Origin of the sequence: Methylotenera sp. (assembly GCF_030684185.1) — a bacterium.
Taxonomy (GTDB): Bacteria; Pseudomonadota; Gammaproteobacteria; order Burkholderiales; family Methylophilaceae; genus Methylotenera.
The window spans coordinates 54,090-79,660 of sequence record NZ_JAUXOY010000017.1 but is presented as its reverse complement, the minus strand read 5'-3'; the positions used below and the strand labels follow the sequence as shown (position 1 = coordinate 79,660).

The 25,571-nt window shown below is 42.1% G+C and carries 25 protein-coding genes and 2 tRNA genes; 22 read left to right on the top strand and 5 right to left on the bottom strand.

What is annotated here, in order from left to right; genetic code table 11:
- The first annotated feature begins 309 nt into the window (after positions 1-309).
- From Q8J82_RS08185 to Q8J82_RS08135, 11 genes are all read left to right on the top strand, one after another.
- Complete coding sequence (locus Q8J82_RS08185; protein ID WP_305252858.1) at positions 310-1,137, top strand: HAD-IB family phosphatase; 828 nt, start codon at positions 310-312, stop codon at positions 1,135-1,137.
- A 35-nt stretch (positions 1,138-1,172) separates the two neighbouring features.
- On the top strand, positions 1,173-1,427 hold the full coding sequence (locus Q8J82_RS08180) for a SemiSWEET transporter (protein WP_304892199.1): 255 nt from the start codon (positions 1,173-1,175) through the stop codon (positions 1,425-1,427).
- 332 nt (positions 1,428-1,759) lie between these two features.
- Entirely contained in the window at positions 1,760-2,818 is a 1,059-nt protein-coding gene (locus Q8J82_RS08175) for a cyclopropane-fatty-acyl-phospholipid synthase family protein (RefSeq protein WP_305326211.1), read from the top strand.
- 3 nt (positions 2,819-2,821) lie between these two features.
- A complete protein-coding gene (locus Q8J82_RS08170) occupies positions 2,822-3,340 on the top strand; it encodes a DUF2878 domain-containing protein (RefSeq protein WP_305326212.1) in 519 nt (172 codons plus the stop codon).
- The gene (locus tag Q8J82_RS08165; RefSeq protein WP_305326213.1) at positions 3,337-4,119 is read left to right on the top strand and encodes a DUF1295 domain-containing protein; all 783 of its coding nucleotides are present in this window, start codon (positions 3,337-3,339) and stop codon (positions 4,117-4,119) included. Before Q8J82_RS08170 ends, Q8J82_RS08165 begins: the two co-directional genes overlap by 4 nt.
- The gene (locus tag Q8J82_RS08160; protein ID WP_304909177.1) at positions 4,116-4,745 is read left to right on the top strand and encodes a DUF6134 family protein; all 630 of its coding nucleotides are present in this window, start codon (positions 4,116-4,118) and stop codon (positions 4,743-4,745) included. The genes Q8J82_RS08165 and Q8J82_RS08160 overlap by 4 nt, the downstream gene beginning before the upstream one ends.
- Before the next feature lie 8 nt (positions 4,746-4,753).
- Complete coding sequence (locus Q8J82_RS08155) at positions 4,754-5,305, top strand: lipocalin family protein (RefSeq protein WP_304909176.1); 552 nt, start codon at positions 4,754-4,756, stop codon at positions 5,303-5,305.
- An 8-nt stretch (positions 5,306-5,313) separates the two neighbouring features.
- Complete coding sequence (locus Q8J82_RS08150; protein ID WP_304909175.1) at positions 5,314-6,243, top strand: acyl-CoA desaturase; 930 nt, start codon at positions 5,314-5,316, stop codon at positions 6,241-6,243.
- A 23-nt stretch (positions 6,244-6,266) separates the two neighbouring features.
- Positions 6,267-7,520 (top strand): NAD(P)/FAD-dependent oxidoreductase, encoded by a 1,254-nt coding sequence (locus Q8J82_RS08145; protein WP_305326214.1) that lies wholly within the window; start codon positions 6,267-6,269, stop codon positions 7,518-7,520.
- Entirely contained in the window at positions 7,507-8,286 is a 780-nt protein-coding gene (locus Q8J82_RS08140) for a DUF1365 domain-containing protein (protein WP_305326215.1), read from the top strand. The genes Q8J82_RS08145 and Q8J82_RS08140 overlap by 14 nt, the downstream gene beginning before the upstream one ends.
- A 2-nt stretch (positions 8,287-8,288) precedes the next feature.
- Positions 8,289-9,563 carry a cyclopropane-fatty-acyl-phospholipid synthase family protein gene (locus Q8J82_RS08135; RefSeq protein WP_305326216.1) on the top strand — a complete coding sequence of 425 codons (1,275 nt, stop codon included), beginning with the start codon at positions 8,289-8,291 and terminating at the stop codon, positions 9,561-9,563.
- 237 nt (positions 9,564-9,800) lie between these two features.
- Here the strand turns inward: Q8J82_RS08135 and Q8J82_RS08130 are convergent, their stop codons facing one another.
- The 5 genes from Q8J82_RS08130 to queF all read right to left on the bottom strand — a co-directional run bounded on the left by Q8J82_RS08130 (position 9,801) and on the right by queF (position 11,598).
- Positions 9,801-10,121 carry a DNA-binding protein gene (locus Q8J82_RS08130; RefSeq protein WP_305328099.1) on the bottom strand — a complete coding sequence of 107 codons (321 nt, stop codon included), beginning with the start codon at positions 10,119-10,121 and terminating at the stop codon, positions 9,801-9,803.
- Positions 10,122-10,125: 4 nt separating this feature from the next.
- On the bottom strand, positions 10,126-10,452 hold the full coding sequence (locus Q8J82_RS08125) for a type II toxin-antitoxin system RelE/ParE family toxin (RefSeq protein ID WP_305326218.1): 327 nt from the start codon (positions 10,450-10,452) through the stop codon (positions 10,126-10,128).
- Between the two features lie 297 nt (positions 10,453-10,749).
- Positions 10,750-10,825: transfer RNA gene (locus tag Q8J82_RS08120), tRNA-Glu, on the bottom strand.
- An 88-nt stretch (positions 10,826-10,913) separates the two neighbouring features.
- A tRNA-Ala gene (locus tag Q8J82_RS08115) sits at positions 10,914-10,989 on the bottom strand.
- Between the two features lie 162 nt (positions 10,990-11,151).
- Positions 11,152-11,598, bottom strand: coding sequence for a preQ(1) synthase (gene queF / locus Q8J82_RS08110; protein ID WP_305327425.1), 447 nt, complete (start codon positions 11,596-11,598; stop codon positions 11,152-11,154).
- Between the two features lie 94 nt (positions 11,599-11,692).
- On the opposite strand from queF, the gene smc reads away from it, so the two are divergent.
- From smc to Q8J82_RS08055, 11 genes are all read left to right on the top strand, one after another.
- Positions 11,693-15,238: a chromosome segregation protein SMC gene (gene smc / locus Q8J82_RS08105; RefSeq protein WP_305327424.1), complete on the top strand. Its 3,546-nt coding sequence runs from the start codon at positions 11,693-11,695 to the stop codon at positions 15,236-15,238.
- A 73-nt stretch (positions 15,239-15,311) separates the two neighbouring features.
- Entirely contained in the window at positions 15,312-16,832 is a 1,521-nt protein-coding gene (locus Q8J82_RS08100) for a cell division protein ZipA C-terminal FtsZ-binding domain-containing protein (protein ID WP_305328098.1), read from the top strand.
- Positions 16,833-16,881: 49 nt separating this feature from the next.
- Positions 16,882-18,903, top strand: coding sequence for an NAD-dependent DNA ligase LigA (gene ligA / locus Q8J82_RS08095; protein WP_305327422.1), 2,022 nt, complete (start codon positions 16,882-16,884; stop codon positions 18,901-18,903).
- A gap of 20 nt (positions 18,904-18,923) precedes the next feature.
- Positions 18,924-19,736 carry a 3'(2'),5'-bisphosphate nucleotidase CysQ gene (cysQ, locus tag Q8J82_RS08090; protein WP_304908465.1) on the top strand — a complete coding sequence of 271 codons (813 nt, stop codon included), beginning with the start codon at positions 18,924-18,926 and terminating at the stop codon, positions 19,734-19,736.
- Between the two features lie 83 nt (positions 19,737-19,819).
- Positions 19,820-20,722 carry a lipopolysaccharide assembly protein LapB gene (locus Q8J82_RS08085; protein ID WP_305328097.1) on the top strand — a complete coding sequence of 301 codons (903 nt, stop codon included), beginning with the start codon at positions 19,820-19,822 and terminating at the stop codon, positions 20,720-20,722.
- 110 nt (positions 20,723-20,832) lie between these two features.
- Positions 20,833-21,879 carry a protein-methionine-sulfoxide reductase catalytic subunit MsrP gene (gene msrP / locus Q8J82_RS08080; RefSeq protein WP_305252525.1) on the top strand — a complete coding sequence of 349 codons (1,047 nt, stop codon included), beginning with the start codon at positions 20,833-20,835 and terminating at the stop codon, positions 21,877-21,879.
- Positions 21,880-21,905: 26 nt separating this feature from the next.
- Positions 21,906-22,553, top strand: a complete 648-nt coding sequence (locus Q8J82_RS08075; RefSeq protein ID WP_304892073.1) for a sulfite oxidase heme-binding subunit YedZ — start codon at positions 21,906-21,908, stop codon at positions 22,551-22,553.
- Between the two features lie 136 nt (positions 22,554-22,689).
- The gene (locus tag Q8J82_RS08070; protein WP_304908461.1) at positions 22,690-23,208 is read left to right on the top strand and encodes a DoxX family protein; all 519 of its coding nucleotides are present in this window, start codon (positions 22,690-22,692) and stop codon (positions 23,206-23,208) included.
- Between the two features lie 135 nt (positions 23,209-23,343).
- Positions 23,344-23,685, top strand: coding sequence for a hypothetical protein (locus Q8J82_RS08065; RefSeq protein WP_305328096.1), 342 nt, complete (start codon positions 23,344-23,346; stop codon positions 23,683-23,685).
- On the top strand, positions 23,682-25,211 hold the full coding sequence (locus Q8J82_RS08060) for a replication endonuclease (protein WP_305328095.1): 1,530 nt from the start codon (positions 23,682-23,684) through the stop codon (positions 25,209-25,211). The genes Q8J82_RS08065 and Q8J82_RS08060 overlap by 4 nt, the downstream gene beginning before the upstream one ends.
- On the top strand, positions 25,196-25,417 hold the full coding sequence (locus tag Q8J82_RS08055) for a hypothetical protein (RefSeq protein WP_305328094.1): 222 nt from the start codon (positions 25,196-25,198) through the stop codon (positions 25,415-25,417). Before Q8J82_RS08060 ends, Q8J82_RS08055 begins: the two co-directional genes overlap by 16 nt.
- Positions 25,418-25,571 lie beyond the last annotated feature (154 nt).

The following is a 25,571-nucleotide window of genomic DNA, read 5'->3' as shown; positions in this document are numbered from 1 at the left end:
GAAAGTTGAATAACGCACTGTTTTAATACATTGCGCACATCAAACAGGCATAATCGGCGCCTATTATTTCTCAAAAATAAAATATCCCCTGGTCTGATAGGGCAGTCTCTAGACCATTCCTTTAGGTTTCTCATCCAATTAATTTAATTGTATGCCACAAAATTGTAATTGGCACGGCTTATGCTGTTTAATTAAGGGACAGTGCATGAGTTAAATCTTAATCATTATTGGGAATGTACAAAATGAAAACCTTATTTGATAGTACTTTGTTACACATTGGGCAGCATTGGCAAATGGAGTATATCTGTTATGAAGATTATCACTAACAAGTCCGACACAACAATTGACTATCTTGTAGCCAGTGACTTCGATCAGACGCTGAGCTTTAATGACTCAGGTTTGGTGCTGGCCGAAATGCTTGGTATTGCTGATTTTGAAGATAAGGTTAAAGGACTTGCTCAGTCAAACCTCGTTCAACAGGGCGCCGAACTTGCATATTTGTTGCGGCATGATCCTGCATTTCGCGGTGTCCGTCTTGAACACCTGATTGAAACAGGCAAACGTGTCCGTCTAAAAGACAATGTGCAGTTATTTGCGGAAATATTGAGTGACGGCTTGGATGGTTCCAGCTTTCAATTCTTTGTGATATCTGCTGGCCCACGTGAAGTGGTGCGCTCAGCGCTTGAAGGCATCGTCCCACCAGAGAATATATTTGGTTCAGAATTCGAATTCGATACTGAAACGGGCGAGATTTGCTCGATTCTACGCGTACCGGCAGGTAATGGTAAGGTTGTAGTGCTGCAGGAATTAGAACTTAAACATCAAATGAGTTCTGACCGGGTAATTTATATCGGGGATGGAAGTTCTGATCTCTATGTCATGCACGATGTGAATAGCCGAGACGGTCATACCATCGCCGTGTCGGAAACAAAATCCATCGGCCGCATTGCGCACCGAACAGTTCTTAGCAACAATGCGGTCAGTGTGTTAGTGCCAATTCTTGAAGATGTTCTTAAATGGGATTCACATCAGGTGCGCGAATTGTTTACCTTACATGGTTTAGCACTTCAGGATTGGGACAAAATCCATACCGACTGGATAACCTTCCACAACGGTGATAAGACGTTAGTAAGCTAATGTGGATTATTACTTAATATTACGAGTAAACAGACATGAATACGACTAATCTTATTGGTTATTTCTCCGCATTTCTAACCACCCTTGCATTTGTGCCACAGGCACTTCATTCATGGAAGACACGTGATTTATCAGGGGTTTCGTTGCCTATGTACAGTATATTTAGCTTGGGGGTAATGGGTTGGATAGTTTATGGCGTAATGATTGTTAGCTGGCCCATCATCTTGGCAAACATCGTAACATTTGTATTAGCCTGCGCAGTGCTTTGCCTAAAGTTAAAACACCGCTAGATTATCTATTGTAATGGTCTGGTCTGGCATGGCGATGCATTCTTAAAAGTAGTATCAATGAGAACTAATGTGTAGTCCTTTAGGGACGGTTATGTTTTCCATTCCAATGCTCTAGCTGAGATATACCCATATTTGTATGTGGCAATAGCAATCTTACCTATCAATCTGCATTAAGCTTAAGTGATTCAAAGCTTATTGAATAGATTTTCTTCGAACTTAGCAACAGAAGTTCAGAGCCGAAATCCTAATAATTTAATAAAAAAAAGAAACTATCTCGAATATATTTAATCAGTAACCAAGATACTAATCTTAAAAAACAAAAAAGGGTAAGAATGCAGCTCACCAGCCTAGCCATACAGTTGGCAGAAAAAAGTTTAATTCCTGACTATCTTATCCGGCAAGGGATCAGCAATCTATCTGAAAAACGTCTTCAGGAGATTCATGCAGACAATTGTGAAAAGGGTATTGAAAGACTAAGCGCATTCGTATCAGCAATGAATAACGCACCAATTGCATTGGTGCCGGAACTTGCAAATGCGCAGCACTACGAATTGCCGACAAAATTCTTCGAGTTGTGCCTTGGTGTTCACAGGAAATACAGCAGCTGCTTCTGGCTTCCGGAAACCGAAACTCTGGATGAGGCTGAAGCGAACGCACTTGCTCTGACCTGTGAACATGCAGATCTCAAAAATGGGCAGAATGTGCTTGAACTAGGCTGTGGCTGGGGTTCGCTGACCTTATGGATGGCGGAGCGCTATCCGGGCAGCACCATTACAGCTGTGTCAAACTCCAACTCGCAGCGTGAGCATATCATGGCAATGGCAAAAACGCGCGGCTTGACAAATGTACGCGTGATCACTTGTGACATGAATAAATTCAATCCTGCAGATTACGATATCGACTCTCAGTTTGACCGCGTGGTATCGGTAGAGATGTTTGAACATATGCGTAATTACAAGGTGTTATATAAGAGGATTCATGATTGGTTAGCACCCAGCGGCAAGTTCATGATGCATATTTTTGTGCATCGTAATACACCTTACTTCTTCGAAGTTCAGGGTGACGATGACTGGATGAGTCAGTTCTTCTTTTCAGGTGGAATGATGCCAAGCGATGATCTTCCCCTGCACTTTCAGGATGACCTGAAGCTTTCAAAACGCTGGCGCTGGGACGGTACCCATTACGAAAAAACCGCTAATGCCTGGCTCGAAAATATGGATAAGCATCGCGAAGAGATTGATGCAATTCTTAAAGAAACATATGGACTTGAAAGCGCAGAGAAGTGGCGTAACCGCTGGCGTATATTCTACATGGCATGTGCGGAGCTGTTTGGTTATAAGCATGGACAGGAATGGTGGGTCACCCATTACCAGTTCGAACGTCGACTATGACTTATGCTGTTAACTAATTTTATTCTATTTCAGATGGCTTGGCTGGCTTGTGTTGCTGGTGCAGCTAAAGGGTTGCCATGGCTTGGCGTTACTGTCACGATTGTTGTGCTTGGCTGGCATCTGTTCAAAGCTAAACGCGCTATGACTGAGCTATTGCTGATTGTTGCTGCCTTGTTGATAGGTGCCGGTTTCGACCAGACAATGCTTTCAATGAAATGGGTAGAGTATCAGCAGCACGGCTGGAGCACCTCACTTGTTCCCGTATGGATACTAGCGCTGTGGGGAAGCTTTGCTTCTACACTGAATTTAAGCCTGGCATGGATGCAGCAGCGATATATGATCTCTGTGCTATTTGGTGCTGCAGGTGGTCCATTGGCTTATCTAGGTGCCGAGAAGATCGGCGCAGTTTCATTAGATGGAAATACCTCCTATATCGCGCTCGCTGTTGGTTGGGCTGTCATCACACCGCTACTTTTACATCTTGCCAGTCATCTGAATGGATTTAAAGTGGAGCGTGCATGATGAATTGGTATGCATATCTGAATGGCCTGTACATTATGCTTGCCTTTGGTTTCTTAGGCTGGGTTTTCAGCCTGTACCGTAACAACGTCACCCATGTGGACAGTATGTGGAGCCTTTTCTTTGTGCTGTCAGGGTTCACTTATGCGAGCCAAACGGTAGAGCTGACAGCAAGAACACTGATTGTGATGACCCTGTTGATTATATGGGCTGTCCGACTATTCGTATATCTGACATGGCGCAACTGGGATCCGCACGAAGATCACCGCTATGCTGAAATACGCAGGAATAATTCTCCAGGCTTTGCCCTTAAAAGTATCTATATCATATTCGGGCTGCAGGCTATGCTGGCTTGGGTGATCTCACTGCCTATCCTAGGCGCTATAAGTTCGGATAAGCCAATAAATACCTTGGACATGTTAGGTGTTACGGTTTTTACTTTTGGATTTATCTGGGAGACCATAGCGGACTGGCAGCTGATAGCGTTCAAACACAATCCCGCGAACAAGTCCAATGTGCTGAATACAGGCGTTTGGCGCTACAGCCGTCATCCTAATTACTTCGGTGAGTGCTGTGTATGGTGGGGTTTCTACCTGATTGCGCTGGCAGCCGGCGCTTGGTGGGCGATTCCTTCGGCAGTTCTGATGACGTTCCTGCTACTGAAGGTGAGCGGCGTGTCTTTGCTTGAAAAGGACATCGCAGTGCGCCGTCCAGAATATGTTGACTACATCAAGTCAACCAACGCTTTCATTCCGGGCAAGTTAAAGGTGGTAAAAAAATGAAGAAGACTTTTCCGCTATTGCTGGCTGTAATAATCCCCAACATCGGGTACGCAAAGGAATGGAACTTTGATGTCTATCTGGATAAAACCAGAATAGGTCAGCATACATTCAGATTGAGTGAGGGTAACGAGCTTATCAGCCAGGCAAAATTCAATGTAAAAGTGTTGTTTATTAACGCCTACAAATACAACCACAACACAGTTGAGCACTGGAAAGACGGCTGTCTCAAAAGTCTTGAGTCTAGCACCTTAGAAAACAATATCTCGACTAGAGTGAAGGGTGAATCAAGTGACGGTGAGTTTGTGGTAAATGACGGCAAGGCAAAGCAAGTATTACCAGGTTGCCCGATGACTTTCGCTTACTGGAACCAGAAGGTACTGGAACAGACGAAGTTGCTCAATCCGCAGAATGCAGAATGGCTTGACACTAGGATCGTCAGGATCGGTAGCGAGATGCTTGATGTGAAAGGTAATAAAGTTGAGGCTCTGCGCTATAAATTAGATGCCAGCCTTGCTGGTAAACCTAAACTCAATATCGACCTGTGGTATCGGGCTGACAATCAGGAGTGGGTCGCCCTCAAGTCGATTACCCCTGAAGGCTATACCATCAATTACAAACTCAGGTAATTTATATAATGACTATTCAAATCTTAAAGAATCTATTGATTATGACGATATTCGCAAGCCTATTGGGCGCATGTGCTACCAATCAAAAACCGCAGATAGCTACGGTACCGCAAGTGGATATCCCAAGATTCATGGGCGCATGGTATGTGATAGCAGCGATTCCGACAGTAATAGAAACAGAGTCTTTTAATGCGATCGAGACTTACAGACTGGATGCTGATGGCACCATTGCAACGACGTTCACTTTCAACAAAGGCAGTTTTGGTGGAAAAATGAAGACCTATACGCCTCGTGGATTTGTTGTTGAGGGTAGTGGAAATGCACGCTGGGGCATGCAGTTCATCTGGCCAATCAAATCGGAATTTCTGATAGCACATCTGGATGAGGGATATACACAGACCATTATCGCCAGAAACGCCCGAGACTATGTATGGATTATGGCGAGAACGCCCCAAATCAGCGATGAGGCCTATGCAACTCTGAGGAAAAAAGTTGCTGATATGGGTTACGACATTACGCAACTGCGCAAAGTCCCTCACAATCAACGCGAAAATAGATAGAACGCATTATGTTTAATAAAATAATCTCATGGTTTGACAATAAGGTTGTGCATGCTGACTCTTCGGTTGCAGAAGGCAATTGGTCTGACATTGACTTGCTTCGGGTAATCCCGTTCGTGCTAATTCACCTTGCCTGCTTTGCTGTGTTCTGGGTAGGCTTTAGCTGGTTTGCTTTTTGCTTTGCCATTGTACTTTATGGTGTACGAATGTTTGCCGTAACAGGGTTTTATCATCGCTACTTTTCACATAAGGCTTTCCATACATCACGGGCGTTCCAGCTGATTCTGGCCGTTATGGGGGCGACTGCCGTGCAGCGCGGTCCGCTTTGGTGGGCCTCTCATCACCGCCATCACCATGCATATTCGGATAACCATAAAGATTCACATTCTCCATTGCAGCATGGTTTTTTTTGGAGCCATATTGGCTGGTTTTTAGCGTCCAGGAATTTTTCTACGCAAACACACAGGGTCAAGGAACTGTCGGCTTTCGTAGAACTGCGCCTGTTAGATCGTTTCGATAGTGTCGTGCCGATTCTGTTGGGTATTGGCATCTATCACTTTGGCGACTGGCTTGCCATTGCGCATCCTAGTCTCGGCACTAACGGTATGCAGCTTTTCATCTGGGGTTTCGTCATCTCGACAGTGGTGCTTTATCACGCCACGTTTAGCGTCAACTCTTTAGCACACGTATGGGGTAAACGCCGCTATGCAACTAAAGACCAGAGCAGGAATAACCTCCTGATTGCATTGTTGACACTAGGCGAAGGCTGGCACAACAACCATCATCACTATCCAGCATCTGCAAACCAGGGGTTTTACTGGTGGGAGATTGACCTCACTTATTACGGATTGAAAGTACTCTCAGCACTTGGGCTAATCTGGAAACTTAGAACAGTTCCAGTTGCAATCCGCGAGTCTAAAAAAATCCATATTCATTAACCATTATTTCAGAGACGACAAGATTGAAGATCGCCATTATAGGTAGCGGCATAGCGGGAAATACGATTGCCTACAAATTGCATAAAGAACATGATATTACGGTATTTGAGGCTAACGATTACATCGGCGGGCATACTCATACCCACCAGATCCGGTATGAGGGTCAGGCTATCTCAGTTGATACCGGATTCATCGTATTCAATGACCGCACCTATCCCAATTTCATCGCATTGCTGGATGAACTCGGCGTCGCTTGGCGTTCCAGCAGTATGAGCTTTAGTGTGCGCTGCGAGGATACCGGTCTTGAATATAATGGTACGACATTGAACAGTCTGTTTGCACAGCGCATCAATCTTTTCAAACCTTCATTCCACCGCATGATTCGAGACATTCTGAAGTTCAACAAAAACTCTCTTGAGTTATTGAAGGACGGCAGCGAGATCAGGCTAGGCGATTATCTGAAGCATGGCGGTTACAGTCAGCAATTCATCGATTATTACATCATACCGATGGGTTCTGCGATATGGTCGACAGATGCCAAGCAGATGCTGGACTTTCCGGCACGCTTCTTTGTGCGTTTCTTCCATAATCATGGCATGCTAACTGTGAATGACCGCCCGGAATGGCGCACCATTGCTGGCGGCTCTGACAACTATGTAGAAGCACTTACGAAACCATTTAAGCAATCCATACGCCTGAATACCCCGGTTGAGAACGTTCGTCGCCTGCAGGATGCGGTTATATTAAAGCCTAAGTTTAGCGAGGAGGAGCGTTTTGATTATGTGTTTTTTGCCTGCCATAGCAATCAGGCGCTAAACATATTAAGTGACAAGTCATCAGCCGAAGCTGAAGTTCTTGGCGCCATTCCCTATCAGAACAACACCGTATTCCTGCATCATGACAAGACTTTGTTGCCTAAGCGCAGGCTGGCATGGGCGGCATGGAACTATCATGTCACCAACCCAGCGTCAGAGCGTGTTGCCGTTACTTACAACATGAACATCCTGCAAGGGTTGCAGACACGTGAGCCATTGCTGGTGACGTTAAATCACACGGGCAAGATCGACCCTAAAAAGGTAATTAAACGTATTGATTACCTGCACCCAGTTTATACAGTGGCTGGTTCAGTCGCTCAGGCAAGGCATGCTGAGATTAGCGGAGTAAACCGCACCGGTTTTGCCGGCGCGTACTGGCACAACGGTTTCCACGAGGATGGCGTAGTCAGTGCACTACAAGCTCTGAAACATTTTGAACGCTACTGTAATGGCAAACGCTAATAACCCGAGGAGTGCGATCTATAGCGGCTGGGTGTCACATCAGAGGTGCCACCCAAAACGGCATAAATTTAACTATAAAGTGTTTATGATGTTTTTAAATCTGGATGAACTTCCTAGCCTGTTTACCTGCTTTAGATTCTGGTCTTACCAGCGCAAAAATATTGCCTGGTTCAACCGTGCCGATTATTACGGACATCCTGAAATACCCCTCAAAGAGTCCATCTCTAATCTAGTACACCATTCAACCGGCAAGCGTCCTGAAGGCAAGATATGCATGCTCACTAATATGCGCTATTTTGGCTACTGCTTTAATCCGGTCACATTTTATTATTGCTTTGAGCCTGAAAGTCAAAAAATTCAGTACATAGTCAGTCATATTACCAATACGCCCTGGGGTGAAGACCATGTTTACGTGCATGACTTTGAAAAGACGGCCATGAAAAATGGCGCAACTTCTACATTCAAATTCAGTAAAGCCTTTCATGTGTCGCCTTTTATGTCGATGGACGTTCAATATGAATGGTCATTCAAACTGGAAAGCGAGCAAATCCTTATCCACATGCTTAACCTGCAGAACGGTGAGCAGACTTTCAATGCGTTACTGAACCTGAAGCGCACTGAACTCAGTGAATACACATTAAACAAAACGCTGTTTGCCTACCCGTTCATGACACTTAAGGTAATTGCAGGTATTTACTGGAATGCTTTGTTGTTATGGCTAAAGCGTGTTCCTTTTTACGAAAATCCTAACCTGAAAAAGAAATAATTATGTCCATTTCAGTATTACAGCAAGAAACACTCACCAGCAGTCTTAAAGAGAAGAGCCGTGCAAAATGGGTTGCACGTTTCGCCAAATCACAAATATTAAGCCATCTAGGCAATCTGCAAGCCAGCCGCCTGACGTTGGTTGATGGTAACGAAAACTATTTTTTTGGCAATCCAAGCCATACATTGCATGCGATTATCCATGTGCATGACCAGCGCTTTTACGGCGAGATCGCTTTTGGCGGCAGCATTGGTGCAGGGGAGGCTTACATGCTGGGTTACTGGAGTGCGGATAACCTCACCAACGTGATTCGCCTGATGTGTATCAACCAGTCGGTGATGGATAACCTTGAGGGTGGCTATCAATGGCTGACGAAACCAATCATGCGCGTGCTGCACTGGCTCAACAGTAACACCACTGAGGGCAGTCGTAAGAATATTGCAGCCCATTATGACCTTGGCAACGAGATGTTCCAGCTGTTTTTGGATCCAACCATGATGTATTCCAGCGCCATGTTTACTGAAGACACAAAAACATTGCAGCAAGCATCTGAGCTGAAGCTGAAAACTATCTGCGACAAGCTGAAACTCAAGCCAACGGACCATGTGCTTGAAATTGGTACTGGCTGGGGCGGATTTTCAATTTACGCCGCAAAAAATTACGGTTGCAAGATTACTACCACTACAATATCAGAGCAGCAGCACCAACTCGCTAAAGAAATGGTAGAAGAGGCTGGCTTAAGCGACAAAATCACTCTGTTGCTGGATGACTACCGGCACCTAAGCGGACAATTTGACAAGCTGGTTTCGATTGAAATGATTGAAGCTGTCGGTTATCAGTTCTATGATACCTATTTCTCAAAAGTCAGCTCACTGTTAAAGCCCGAAGGCCTGGCACTTATTCAGGCAATTACAATTGCTGACCAACGCTACGAAAGCGCTAAAAAATCTGTAGATTTCATTCAGCGCTACATCTTCCCAGGCTCATGTATTCCGTCTAATACTGCTATGTTGAATAGCATTACAAACATGACAGATATGCGCCTGGTCGACTTGGAAGATATTGGCCCGCATTACGCAACTACTTTACGTATGTGGCGTGAAAATTTTTTCACTAACATAGAGCAGATCAGCAAACTGGGATACTCTCAAGAGTTCATTAAAATGTGGGAGTTCTACTTTTGTTATTGCGAAGGTGGTTTTGAGGAACGGGCTTTAGGTGATATGCATTTACTATTAGCCAAACCTTTTAATCGAAGTGTTCGACTAAGGGTGTAGCAGGTTTGATTTTTCAATTAGGCCTTATTTTACATGCCAAAAAGATTCATATTTGTTAATCAGCGTGCAATACTTTCCAGATTATAGGTGGAAACAGTGTCCAATAGTTTCCACCTCAGTATGTCACCATCCAGTGTTTAGCTGGAGGTTCACAATTCTGAAATCAGCCCGTGTAGGGCGCAATCGTTATTGCGTCGCATGAATGTCAATCAAATGCTGTTATGTGCTGGATGGCTGCTACCTATATGCCGTTAATACTTTTTTAAGTTTCTTTAAATCTAGTACAGCAAACATCTGATTCCGACCAACGTTTGAGCTCGGAATTAATTTACTCGCAGTTACATAACGCCGAAATGTAGACATTGAAATATCCAAGTATTCAACAGCTTCCTGCGCGGTGAATTCGTCACCAGCCAATTGGCCAAATAGCTGCTCATGACTCATATCCTCATCACGGAAAGCATTCGTGGACAGTATGACGAAGAATTTTTGCCTCTCGTTAGCTGGCATATGTTTTAGATCTTGAAATAGATCCTCTGCGGTCATTGTGTGCGCCATTTCTCTACTCCTCTAATTTTAAATACCGCTTAAGTTCATCATAAAAGTTTTCGTGCGAACCAACCTGATAGAAGTCGATAAACAATAATTCCAGATCGACCCCTTTGTTAATCGACCCCTGTAATGGTGGACGATAAGCAACAAGGTATTCTTGGCGATTAAAGCGAAACTTATAAACTCTTATTCCAATGAGATCGCCTAACATAGCCTCGCCGATCTCTGGGTCCGCGCAAATATCCTCTGTAGCATCCTCAATAGCAAGCTGTAACGGCTTATGCGCCTTTTTAACAAATTTACTAAACGGTGGTTTATAGTTTGGCTTCAGCTCCATGACTCTGTATTGACTCAATTTTAAACAAATAACAAGTCACATCATGTAATATTGCAAATTTAAACTGACTTTTTAGCATCTTGTAGGACGTAGCTAACTATGTAGGCTATAAATTAAGTTACTATTGGGAATACGGGCCTGGAAGTAATAGCCGTTTGAACGCTCTAAAAGACCTTGAGTAGACATAGAATTCATACCTTATTGTAGCTGAATGTATCCAGCTTTGTATCCAATAAGATGCTCTAAAAGGCTTGCTACGTGTGATTTTGCTTGCGAATCAACCACTTAAGGTTGTATTGGCGTCCCCACGGGGATTCGAACCCCGGTCGCCTCCGTGAAAGGGAGGTGTCCTAGGCCTCTAGACGATGGGGACCTAAGAATTTCTATACCGTATTACAAGTGCAGCATTCTACTACAAAACACTCATTTATTTAAGCGGATTTTAGTAAATCTTTACATTTTGGTGGAGATAAGCGGGATCGAACCGCTGACCTCTTGCATGCCATGCAAGCGCTCTCCCAGCTGAGCTATACCCCCGTACCTACATCCTTCGCTATTAATTGCTTGTACTGTCAGCGAGGCGCCATATTAAAGATGGCGCGCTGTGTTGTCAATGATTTTCACTGTGATTTTAAGAATCAATACTAAATATTTACTCACTCATTAATTTCGAAAATTAAATCAAGTTGAAGTTGCAAATTAACCACGTGTATTTGATTGACTCTCAAACTGCGTTAGTTCAACACGTGGTAATGGTTGCCATCCCGCTTTGCGATGTTCTGCTGCTACATTAGTAAACACGCCACCGCGCACATAAAATTTAGCGGTTACTCGCATAAATTTAGGATTTGTTGCTGTCACTAAATCATCTAATATAGTATTGGTGACAGCTTCGTGAAAACAGCCTTTATCACGGAAAGACCACATGTATAGCTTCAAGCTTTTAAGCTCTACGCAGGTTTGATCAGGAATATAGTCTAAATAAATTACCGCAAAATCAGGTTGGCCAGTTTTTGGGCATAGGCATGTAAACTCTGGGATCTCCATATGAATATGAAAATCACGCATTTGGTTGGGGTTATCAAACGTTTCTAAAGTTTTAGTGGGTTGCGCGGTTGGTTTTCCGCCAATTGATTGTGTTGTCATAGGTGTTTTTGCTTAAAAAAAGTTATTATACTAGCTTATAAAATTCTATAAAAATTTTAGCTTAACAAATTACTGTTAACTTTATAAATTCAATTTGCGTTTAACTCACTTAAAACTTGCCGGTTTCAAATCGTTTGTTGATCCAACGACGCTGCATATTCATGGTCAGCGCGTGGGCGTTGTTGGGCCCAATGGATGCGGAAAATCCAATGTTATGGAATCTGTACGCTGGGTGCTGGGCGAATCATCTGCCAAAGAAATGCGCGGCGATAGCATGGATGATGTCATCTTTAACGGCTCTGGTAATCGCAAGCCCATTTCCCGTGCCAGTGTTGAACTGGTATTTGATAACAGTTTGGGCGGCGCTTCAGGCGAATGGTCACAATACGCTGAAATATCAGTCAAACGTGTGATTGAGCGTGACAAAGGCTCTACTTACTATATCAATAACACCGTTGTTCGCCGTCGCGATGTAGCTGATTTGTTTTTAGGGACAGGCTTGGGCGGTAGAGCGTATGCCATTATTGGTCAAAATACTATAAACCGCATCGTTGAAGCCAAACCGGAAGAGCTGCGTATTTTTTTAGAAGAAGCCGCAGGCATTAGTAAATATAAAGAACGGCGGCGCGAAACCGAATCGCGTTTGCGTGACACACGTGAAAACTTAACCAGGGTAGAAGATATTCTGCGTGAGTTGGACAAGCAGATTTTGCACTTACAGTCTCAGGCGGTGGTGGCAGAACAATACCACCGTTTACAGGACGCATTAAATATTACCAAAGGCCAAGTATGGCTTCTAAAAAAACGTGATGCCAGTGCGCAATGGGAAAAAGCGCAACGTCATGTTGAAAAGCTAGTTAATGAGCTAGAAGCGCAAATGGCAAGTTTGCGTAATAACGAAAGCGCATTAGAGCTTGCACGGCAACAAAATTTTAATGCAGCAGAAACCGTAAATCAGGCACAAACTAAGTATTACGAAGTTAATGCCGAAGTATCTAATCTTGAGAATCAGGTTAAAAATACCGCTGAAGCTCGAGAACGTATGCAATTGCAACTGCAGCAACTTACGGCACAGTTGGATAAAAATATCGCTCAGCATGATCATTTTCAAGACAGTTTATTAAGTGCCCAACATGAAATACAGGCCGCAAACACTGATTTTTCAGCTGCCGAGCAAGTGATTAAGATGGCAAGAGATGCCGTCCCAATATTATCAAATCAATATCAGCTAGCGTTGGCTGCATTTAATGTTAGCCAGTCGGCACTTATCCATGCAGAACAGCGATTACGCCTGGAGCAGGCGAATATTGGGCATATAACACGTACGGTGACTGAAACTAACGAACATTTACTGCGCTTGCAGCAAAGTTTAACCCATTTGCAATTTCCATCAGACGAGGCACTTGCGGAAAAAGAGGCGCAGCTTGCTTTAGCCGAGGCAGAAATTACGTCTATCGAAAAACATGTATCAGAGCTGCTGCAAAATGAGCATTCCATTAATTTGGCACTTAAAGAAGGTCGCGATTTGCATGGAACAAATCAAAGAGCGCTAAATTTACTTGAAGCTGAGATTGGCTCGCTGATGAAAATTCAGCAAGCCATGCAAAATGGCAACAATGAGGTTGCATTGTCCAAATGGCTAAAAACTGCCGGATTAAATAATAGTGCCCGTATTTGGCAAAAGATTAGTATTAAGTCAGGCTGGGAAACCGCATTTGAATCAGCATTAGGGGCTAGGCTGAACGCATTTGCAACGTACGAAATGGCTAAGGCAGACAGGCCGCCAAGCGCGTTAAGCCTGGCATTTACAACAAACCCTGTTGTCACTAATAAAATATCTGCTAAAACTGAACAATCACCACTTTATTCATTGGTGGAGAAAATTGAGCCAAATTTGCAAGCCGTATTGCAAGACTGGCTCGCAAATGCGTATTTTCTTGAAGATGGCGTGGATGCAATTGCTGCGAGCAAATCCTTAGCAAGCGGTGAATATTTGGTGAATAGGCAAGGCGACATTTACACCAAGCAAAGCGTTAGCTACTTTGGTGCACAATCGTTATTGCATGGTGTGCTGGAGCGACAAGCGCAGCTTGATAAGCTACAGATAAAGCTACCTGATTTACAGAAAAGTTTAGCTCAGACTAATCAGCATGTCATTAAGTTGGAACAAAAGCTACATTCGTTACGTGCAGAACATCAAACACGTAATCAGCAACTAAAAACTGCTACTCAGCAGGCACACCAATTCAATTTGGCACTTCAGCAACTCAAGCAGCAGCAATCAAATGCGCTGCAAAGGCAAAAGGTATTGCAAGCCGATATTGCATTAGCTGATGAAAAACGGTTAAAACTTATTGCTGAGTCTGCACTTAAAGCGCAGTTGATTAAAGAAATTTCACAGAGTTTAGACCATTTGCAGAGCGAGAAAACAGTTGCGAATGAATATAAGATTACTGCTGAAACTGCTTTTAATGAAGCGCGTAATCAATTACAAACACTAGAACGGGCACATCAAGAAAAAACTTTTAATATAAGATTAAATAATAACAATATCAAAGAATTAAGTAATAAAATTAACTCTTTACTTGAAGAAAATACCAGCCTTAAATTACGCTGCAATGAAGTTGAAGCCACTTTATCTGCCACCAAAATGGAAGCATTAAAAACCAATTTAGAAAATGCACTGAATCACAAGCAACAACACGAGCTGGCCTTGGCGTCAGCACGCAATCAAATGAGTGAGACTGAAACGGCATTACAACAACAAGAACGTTCCCGTATGCAGAATGAACAATTGCTGCACCCATTAAGAGACAAATTAGAAGCAAGCAGACTAGTAGAACAAGAATCGCGTTTATATTTTGAGCATTGCCAAGCTGAGCTAACAGCTTCTAATATTAGTGAATTACATCTTGCTGAACATTTAGAAGCGCTAATGGCAAACGGTAATGAAGATAAGCTTAAAGTGCCTTATTTTGAAAGAAAGCGGGATAATTTAGCGATTGAGATAGAAGCGCTTGGTGCTGTGAATTTGGCGGCAATTCATGAGCTGGATACCGAACAAACCCGCAAACACTATCTAGATAGTCAATGTAAAGATTTGAGAGAAGCCAGCGAAACGCTTGAAGATGCGATTCGTAAAATTGACAGGGAAACCAGAGGGCGTTTACAAGCAACTTTTGATGAGGCTAATCGACATTTTAGTGAACTGTTCTCTACACTTTTTGGTGGTGGGCAGGCAAGGTTAGAACTGCTTGGTGAAGAGATTTTAGATACAGGCATGCTGGTATTTGCACAGCCGCCTGGCAAAAAGAATAGCACTATCCATTTGTTATCTGGCGGCGAAAAAGCTTTAACCGCGTTGGCCTTGGTATTTGCTTTGTTTAGATTGAATCCGGCACCATTTTGCTTAATGGATGAAGTGGATGCGCCATTAGATGATAGTAATACCGAACGTTTTTGTTCGATGGTAAAAAAAATGTCTGAAAAAACACAGTTTTTATACGTAAGTCATAATAAAATAACCATGGAAATGGCGCAGCAATTGATAGGTGTTACTATGCAAGAGTCTGGCGTATCGCGTATTGTAGATGTAGACATGGAAGCGGCGGTGCGTATGATAGACGAAGTAACGGCTTGATGATGAGTTAATGCCACACACCTAAAAAGTAGAAAGCCTGAATGATGACAGCAACTTTGAAAGTTAAGTTTAAATGAGTGATTTGCAAATAGCGCTAATAGCCATTGGTGCACTGATTATATTAGCAGTGCTCATTATTAATTGGTGGCAAGAGAGACGATTTCATCGTCAAGTGGAGGAGAATTTTGCTCCGATGCAAAGAGATGCTTTATTAGATGATCCAGCTTTAGATACCAGTGATTTTAATGACGCTTTAAGTGACCGTTTTGATAATCGGGCGACCGATCACTTTTCTATTGATACAATTCCGGCTGAAATTGCAACGCAACAGTCAGCCAAGTATCAAGCACCAGTGAAGCATGATGACCGTGAACGTTTTGTTCACTTAACTCAAGGCGATGCATCTGAAACCGCATTGCGCGAAGATGAATCTATAGAAGCAACTTACAATCAGCTCGTCAATTCCAAATTAGAAAAATCCAAGTTAGAAAAACTGTCTCCCAATAATGCAGAATCTATTGCTAGCCATCATCAAGAATCGGTAATTAAAGTCAATCCCGAGCAAACAAATGCGTTTAGAGCTGTGTTTGATGAAGAAATTAATCCAAAAAATGAGTTTACTAAAAACAATGAGGTTGCTAAAAACACAGGTGCGAGTATTGAAGTTAATGCCCAACAAAAAGACACCTCAGACTCAGCAGTAAGCCTACCTTCCATGTTGCATGGACAAATTGACTTAACAGCATTATTGTATCTGGCGACAGAAACTTCGGTCAGCACATTGAATAATGCGCTGAATTCATTATTTGACGACTTTGATAAACCCATTTTTGTACATGTACTGGATTCGAACAAACAATGGCATCTACTTAAAGACTTACAATCCAGTCAAGAAGCCCTCAATCAACAAATATCAAAAGTGGCGTGTAGCATGCAACTGGCAGATCGTGGTGGAGCAGTGACGCGTAACACTTTAAATCGCTTTCAGTTGGCTGTTGAAACATTAGGTCTGGATATAAACGGCCATGTGGAATGGCAAGGAGCTGGCGATGCACTTACAGTAGCAAATGCGCTAGATTTATTTTGTATAGAGGTTGATAAAACCATAGGTTTCCATTTAGTACATGGTGAAAGCGGCGCGTTCACAGGCACTAAACTAAGAGGTTTAGCTGAGTCTCAAGGCCTTAAACTGACTGCAGATGGTGGTTTTAAATATTTTGATGAATTATCTGACAATCAACCAAGTAATACGCAAGCTTCGCTTAATCCTCAATTACATCCATCATTTGTGATGTTTAACCGCGATGGCAATCCATTTAGCCCTGAAATGCTAAGAACTTCCGTTGTAAAAGGCGTGACCTTCCAGTTGGATATTCCACATGTAAAACAATCAGCAGAAGTATTCAGTCATATGGTGCAAGTCGCAAGGCAGATGGAAATAGGCTTAAATTCTGTACTGGTCGATGATAACAATAGAGTATTGGGTGATATCCAGATTGAAAAAATCCGTCAGCAACTTAAAGTGATTCAAGCCACTATGTTAGTCCGCGGTATCGTTCCAGGCTCTGATTGCGCACACAGATTATTTTCTTAAAAATTCAACCGTTGTAAATTAATTACAATTTTCAGATGGTACAAATCACATGTTAGACAATGTAGAGCAACTCGACTTAGCGTTGCGCTGTCAGGAGTTACGCCAACTTATTGCGCAATATGACCACGAATATTATGCGCTAGATGCGCCAACTGTGCCGGATAGTGAATATGATCGCATCTATCGCGAGCTACAAACGCTAGAAAATCAACACCCAAACTTAATTACTACAGATTCCCCAACCCAACGGGTAAGCGGCTCTGCAGTCAATGCTTTTAATAGTATTACGCATAAACAAGCAATGCTATCTCTCAATAATGCATTTGCAGAAAACGAACTGGAGGCCTTTGACAAACGTATACGCGATGCACTTGGGCAAGACCTTATTGAATATGCAGTAGAGCCTAAATTTGACGGTTTAGCAATTACACTTACCTATGAGAATGGCCTGTTTACTCAAGGAGCAACGCGTGGTGATGGCTACTCAGGTGAAGATGTCACGCACAATCTACGCACTTTGCGTTCAATTCCAATGCGACTTAATTGTGTACAGCCGCCTAAGTTACTGGAAGTGCGTGGAGAAGTGCTCATGTTTAAGCGTGATTTTGAAAAACTCAACAAAGCACAGCTGGCTAAGGGCGAAAAATTGTTTGCTAATCCACGAAATGCCGCAGCTGGTAGCCTTCGTCAATTAGATGCCAAAATTACCGCAACACGTCCTTTAAGCTTTTTTGCATATGGCTTAGGTGCATCAGAAGGCCTACCTACATTAAACAGCCATAGCGCCGCCATGGACTATCTGGAAGGATTATATTTTCCTGTTAGTAACGAGCGAACCGTGGTGCTTGGATTAGCTGGCTTACTTACTTACTACCAAAAAATTGGGCAGGTGCGCGACAAATTACCATTTGATATTGATGGCGTTGTATATAAAGTTAATCAGTTCAATCAGCAAAATGAACTAGGTTTTGTGTCACGTGCACCACGCTGGGCAATAGCCCACAAGTTTCCTGCCCAGGAAGCACTAACCATAGTTGAAGATATCACCGTTCAGGTTGGCCGCACAGGGGCAATTACCCCTGTTGCAAGGTTGGCACCAGTGTTTGTGGGCGGCGTGACTGTCACTAATGCCACTCTGCATAATGAAGATGAAGTGAGACGAAAAGACGTGCATATCGGCGATACTGTAACCGTACGCAGGGCAGGGGACGTGATTCCTGAAGTGGTGGGCGTAGTGCAAGAAAAACGGCCTATCAATGCCCGCCGTTTTGAAATGCCCATCGCCTGCCCAGAGTGTGGATCGCATATTTTAAAGCAGGCTGACGAAGCCGTGGCGCGCTGCACTGGTGGATTATTTTGTCCCGCACAACGTAAGCAGGCTATCACTCATTTTGCTTCGCGTCGTGCGATGGATATTGAAGGTTTAGGTGAAAAGCTGGTAGATCAATTAGTGGAAGCCAATTTAGTTCACACGTTGGCTGATATTTATCATTTAGATTTGCACACTTTAAGCAACCTGGATCGCATGGCAACAAAGTCTGCACAAAACATCTTAAATGCACTTGAAAGCAATAAGGCAACCACGCTAGCACGCTTTATCTATGCGCTTGGTATGCGAAATGTCGGTGAGGCCACAGCCAAAGATTTAGCTAAACATTTTGGTAATTTGTCTGCGTTAATGCAGGCCAGTATAGATGAATTATTAACCGTGAATGATGTTGGTCCTGTAGTTGCAGAGTCCATTAGTAACTTTTTCTCAGAGGCACATAATCAGGCAGTAATTTCGCAGTTGTTGGCTTCTGGCATTGCATGGTCTGAAAGCGAAGGCAGGCAAACAGCTTCAGGTCATCTTATAGGCAAAACATTTGTGCTGACTGGCACATTGCCGACATTATCGCGTGACAGCGCAAAAGAGCTTATAGAAGCTGCCGGCGGCAAGGTGAGTGGAAGCGTCTCTAAAAAAACTGATTATGTGATTGCTGGCAGCGATGCCGGGAGCAAGCTAGATAAAGCTCAAGAGCTAGGCTTAATTGTTTTAGATGAAGCAGGTTTACTTGAGTTACTGGGCTAAATTGCCATTAAATGACAACAATGAGTAATCAAAACTATCATCAATATCTAGAACAAGCCATCGCTATTGCTAAAGCTGCTGGTGATGCAATCATGCAAGTATATTCAACGGATTTTGATGTAGTCAGAAAAGATGACAATTCACCGCTGACTCAAGCGGATTTAGCCGCGCATCATGTAATAGTTGCATCATTAAGTAAACTCACACCAAATATTCCAATTCTGACTGAAGAGTCTGAAGCAATAGATTATGAAATACGCAGCAAATGGCAGCAATATTGGTTGATTGACCCACTGGATGGAACGCGAGAATTTGTAAAACGTAACGGTGAATTTACCGTTAATATCGCCCTGATTGATGGGAAAAAGCCCGTATTAGGCGTGGTATATGCACCAGTAACAGAGTTGTTATATTTTGCCAGCCAATCATACGGTGCTTACAAACACGCAAAATCAAATAATCCGGAAAAAATTCAAACTAGATTGTTAAATATAAAAATACCAATCATCGCTGGTAGCCGCTCGCATTCTAATGAAAAAATGCAAAATTTTATGAGGAATCTTGAAAATGCCACTGGAGAAAAACCTGAACTAATCCGCTTGGGTAGCTCTCTAAAAATATGCTTGGTGGCAGAGGGGCTAGCGGATGTCTATCCTAGATTAGGGCCTACATCAGAATGGGACACAGCCGCAGCGCATTGCATATTGCTAGAAGCTGGTGGAGATATTGTGGATGAAGCTGGTGCTAGTTTAAGTTATAACAGCAAGAGTTCTTTGTTGAACCCAAGCTTTTTTGCTAGTGGCAGTATGCATAATTGGGCTACGTACTTATAAGACTTAAAATGTTGTGCGAAATTGTTTTCCTGATACATGAAAAGTTTGATTTCAATAAAAAATAATCAGAAAGAGATACAAAAATGAAGTTACAAGTTACTTTAAGTTCTATAATTATCACATTGTTTTTTAATAGTATTCATGCTGCATCTAGTGAAGTAGATGCTTGTAATCAGGCTGTTCAAAAGGGCGACTTAAATAACGCATTAATTCAGGCAAAAAAAGCGTTAAGTAATAATAATTCAGACAAAGATGCTTTAATTTGCCAAGGTCGCGCATTGACTGCCAAAAATGACTTTGACGCTGCATTGGCTTCATACAAATCAGCTGACGCACAATCAACTGATGCTTTTGATAAAACAATATCTGCTTTACTAATAGGCCGTACTTACAGCTCACTCAAGCAAAATGAGCTAGCAATTGCCAGTTTTCAGCAAACCATAATCAATGCAAAAGCAGCAAAGAATCAAGCGTTTGAGCGTATGGGGCATAATGAAATCGGAGATGTTTATTTTGAAAGCAATCAATTAGCACAGGCTTTGGCTGAATATATGCTAGGTAGCAAGCTGGCAGCCAATGATAACGAGCGTGGGGAGAGTTATGAGAAAGCTGCATTGACACATCATAAAATGAACCAAAATGATTTAGCGCTTGAATATCAAATCAAGGCCTATCTAATGTACGATAAAGTTGGAACATTAGATCAATACGCTCATTCGAGCATAGAACTCGGCCGTTATTACAATATTTCTAAAAATTATACGAGTGCAGAAAATGTGCTGAATAAAATCATAAAGTTCGCAAAAGAGCAGGGCGGTGCATATTATGAAGCACAAGGTAGTTATGTGTTAGCTAAAGTTAAAGTGGCTAAAGGTGAAATTCCAGCAGCGAAGACTTTAGTTGAATATGCCAAATCCATCGCAAAAACTACCAATGACAAAGCTTTAGCCCAAGAGATAGATCAAGAGACTGCTGGTTTATTTTAGCTTGTATAGATTGTCTGCTAAATAATCATGGCATTTTTGTAAGGAAGTCTATTTCAGTTCGACTAAACGGCACTAGCACTATCTCACCACAAACCTAATTGAGAGCGGCCATGATTATCCAAACAAAAACTGACATCATCCCATCTGAAATCACACCTAAATCAGTTTTTGATAACCGTAGAGAATTTATCCAAAAAGCTGGCCTTGGCTTAATTGCTGGTACTGCGTCCATACTTAGCAATCCTCTTAAAGCCGCTACATTAAACTCGGGCACTACGTCTGAAGGGGCTGGAAAACTGTTAGGCCGGGCAAATGCGCCTGCTATAATAAAAGCTACTGAGTTCGCTCGACACCAGAAAATTATGGGGTATACAAAAACAACTTATGGTATGGGCGAAAAACTTACAGCTTATGAAGATGTAACCACATACAACAACTATTACGAATTTGGCACCGATAAAAGTGAGCCAGTTAATAACTCCAAACTTTTCAAACCTCATCCTTGGACAGTGAGCATTGAGGGTGAGGTTAAAAAAAATAAATCCATTAGCATTGAAGATATTTATAAACTTGCTCCGCTAGAAGAACGCATATATCGTATGCGTTGCGTTGAAGGCTGGTCTATGGTGATTCCATGGATAGGCTTTCCTTTGGCTCAATTGGTGAAATGGGCTGAACCCAATGCAAATGCTAAATACATTGAATTTATCTCTCTAGCAGATAAACAGCAAATGCCAGGTCAAAATCTTCAAGTGCTTGACTGGCCATATATAGAAGGGCTTCGCATGGATGAGGCAATGCATCCACTAACCATCATGGCTGTTGGGTTATATGGTGAACAACTGCCCAATCAAAATGGTGCGCCTATGCGCTTGGTGGTACCTTGGAAATATGGCTTTAAAGGAGCAAAAGCGATTGTAAAAATTCGCTTTGTTGAAAAAATGCCAATGACAAGTTGGATGAAAGCTGGACCAAGAGAATATGGGTTTTATGCAAATGTAAACCCACAAGTTGAGCATCCACGCTGGACGCAATCCTCTGAAAAACGTATTGGTGCAGGTTTGTTTGCAGGTCGCATTAAAACACAGATGTTTAACGGCTATAACGAACAAGTAGGGCAGTTGTACGCGGGTTTAGATCTGCGTAAAAACTTCTGAATTAAAAACTTTAAAACCAGCCAGACATGTTAACTTCTTTGTCGAATATCCCTAGTAAAAGGCAAATACTCTGGATTAAAGTATCTGTTTTTATACTTTGTTTTATCCCATTTTCTCGATTGATTTGGTTAGGTTACCAAGATAATTTGTCTGCCAACCCAGTTGAGTTTATTGAGCGTTCCACGGGATTTTGGGCATTATTCATACTATTGACAACCTTAAGTCTAACGCCCATTAGACTGCTTACTGGACGCAGTTGGCAAATTCAACTTAGGCGTATGTTAGGTTTATTCATGTTTTTTTATGCGTGCTTACATATTATTACTTATGCATGGCTTGATTTTTCTTTTGATTGGGCTGAAATCACTAAAGACATAGCCAAGCACCCACGAATATTAGTGGGTTTTGCCGCATTTATTTTGACGATTCCGCTTGCAATAACATCCAATAACGCCATGATGAAGCGCTTACGCAATCACTGGAAGCAATTACATCAGTTAGTTTATGTTATTGCAATTTTAGCCGTAGTACATTTTTGGTGGCTAGTAAAAAAAGATATACGCGAGCCATTATTCTATGCAGTTATTTTAGTAGTTCTGCTAGGTATCAGAATCTATTATAAATATTTAAAAGCCACGAAATCCGTCAATAAAGTTCGAACTAGCCAAGTGTAAATTCTAGTTAGTACTTAACTCAAATCAAAATATGTTGTAAGTATATAGACTTCCCACCGACTAATTTGCATCACACGAGTAAATAAATCTTCTTACTCGGGTTAATTCACTATTAGAGAGATGCAAGGGGACATAAATGCTCAATAACCAATTATTATTAACTGGATACAACCTATACAAAACAGTCATAAACTATTTTATTGCCATTTCAGATAGCATCCCCCCGTTATTAGTGCGCTTATTTTTAGCATGGGAGTTTGGCGAAGCTGGCTTTGAAAAGCTGCATGGTACAAATTGGTTTGCTGATTTAGATTTCCCGTTTCCATTTAACTTATTACCTCCAGATATTAGCTGGGGTATTGCTACATTTTTTGAAATAGTTGGCGCATTTGCTTTGGTATTCGGTTTCGCCACAAGGTTTTTTACACTGTCATTAATGATTCTTACAGTTGTCGCTATAGTAACGGTGCACTTGCCTGAGAATTTGACTAGCTTGAACGAACTGCTGAATGGCTATCGATTTATTGATGAAGAAGGTGATGGATTTGGAAATTACAAATTGCCCCTAATATATCTTGTGATGCTTTTGCCACTCTTTTTCGGCGGGGCGGGTAAACTTAGTATTGATCGACTCATAAAATATAAAATTAATTAACGACTACCTTTTTATATGCGATTTTAGTGTAAGTGCGTGATTTTACATAATATACACACACAGCAAAATCTTGTAATAAGCATTAAATAGTGCGCTAATCATGCGGGCTTGTAAAGCGACATAAGAAAGGCTTTTATGTTGCGAGATAGTGCAGTTTACAAAGTTTTATCACCTGAAAAAATACCAGCTTTAAACATGGGTAACAATCTTTCACCCATGAATAACAGCAATCACCCTACATTAGATATTAGAGGCGCGGCATATTTAGCTGAAGCTGTGGAATTGATGCGCCATAACTTAACGCAATTATTACCGATAATTCCAATATTGAAGGGTAACGAGATAGAACATAGGTCATTTTTACTTGCGCTTAACACTATCAATTCTTATATATACATTTTAGATACAACTTTATCTTTAGAGAAAAACAAGAGAGTTGCGAATTACGCGTATAGCAATAAAGCGAGCGCGAAATGAAATACAACCGTGAACGTGAACAAGTGCAATTTGTTGATAATATCATTTTGAAATTACCTAGAAAGTGGGGAAATACCGCACGCAAGCAACACGCTATAAAAGCTGAAAAAAGCCTAAAAGAGGCAAACTTATGGTTACTGGATTTAAGTGATGCCACTAAGGGGTCTATTGATATTGGTGCGTCAGATGACGATTTAATCTTATTATCGGTTGATATGGTAGCGCGGGTTAGGGTTCTTATGAGCGAGCAAACCACTAGGGGGGGTGTGTCTAAAGCATTTAACCTATATGAAACTCTAGAGGCTTTATGTTTTGAGTTAAACGTGCGCTATCCAATTGAACACGATAGAAAGCAGATTTTGGCGCGGTTAAGTGATGCATCTTGGTGGTTGCGCGGGTTGCGGGTTGCGCATAATAAAAGAGCAGAGGGTGCGGCATTGAACGCGGGTTTAGTTTCAAAAAGAGCGGAAGTTTACTGTTCAGACGATGCGTTAGAAAGGCGAAAGGCACAACGTAGGCGCAATATTGAAACTCTAGAAAATATCAATATGGTAAACACGGCAAATGGTGAAGTAATGAGTTTAGGCGCAATAGCGGCGACTGGCACGTCTAACCATGAGAATAGACGAGCGGAACTTGTTACCCGCATGCGAGGGTTTGAGGAATTAGCAACAAAGTATGGGCATAGCTCTGAATTTGTAACGGTGACAACTCCCTCAAGAATGCACGCGGTACTTGCAAATGGAAAAGCTAATCAAAAATATGATGGAACTAAGCCAGACGATGCGCAAAAGTATTTAGTTGAATGCTGGGCGCGGGTTAGGGCTTTACTGGCAAAAAATGGCGTTAGATTTTATGGTTTGAGAATTGCAGAGCCGCATCATGATGGAACACCACACTGGCATTTAATTTTATTTTATCGCAAGTGCGATAAGTTGAAAGAAAAAATACGCGGGGCTTTTAGGTTGCATTTTTTGGCGGATAGTGGTGATGAAGCAGGAGCTAAACAGAATAGAGTTAAATTTGTGAGTATTAACCCGCTTAAAGGTAGCGCGGCTGGTTATGTTCTTAAGTATGTATTAAAAAATATCGGAGGGTTAGGCGATGGAGAGAAGTCGGATGAAAGTGAGATGCATTCGAGTGAGACCTTGTACGAGCGTGTTGAAGCGTGGGCGGCGTGTTGGCGCATTAGGCAGTTTCAGCAGATTGGCGGGCACTATGTTTCAGTGTGGAGAGAGTTGCGTCGAGTGGATGAGGGCAAGCTGGAGGGCAAAAGACCTGAATTTGTAAAAGCATGGCAAGCGTGCCAAAAGAACGGCGACATAAAGGCAAACTTTGCGCAATTTATTGAAAGTATGGGCGGGCTTGAAACGCCGCCGCGTAAAAGTTTGTTTATGGTTGATTATGACGTTTTAAATGTGCATGGTCGGTATGGTGATACGCTATCGTTTAAAGTGCTAGGCGTGGGGGAGCGATTTGGGTTTGAAGTAGTGGCAACTAATCGAGCGGAATGGGTGCAGGCATGAGGAGAAAAATGGAAGTTTATATAAGCGCCGAAGATTTATTGTTGGCAAAACTTATTGCAATTGGTATGACGGGGTATAGAAAAGTAGAACATGGGGATAACAGGTTATATCAAAACAAAGATATTGACTATGTGATAGTTGTAATGGGAATTAACAATTTTCGTAAAAAATTAGCAGAATATCAATATTTATTGTTTTGTATTTAAGGTTTTGACTTTGTTTTTAAGCGAGCGGCGAAAGCCGCTTGCGCCCTCGGACTTGTGTAAATAACTGTAACTTACACAAAATCATTTTTATTTGTTAGGATAGATTAACTTTACAACTGCTTAAAAAATAGGCAGATGTAAAATAATTTTAATT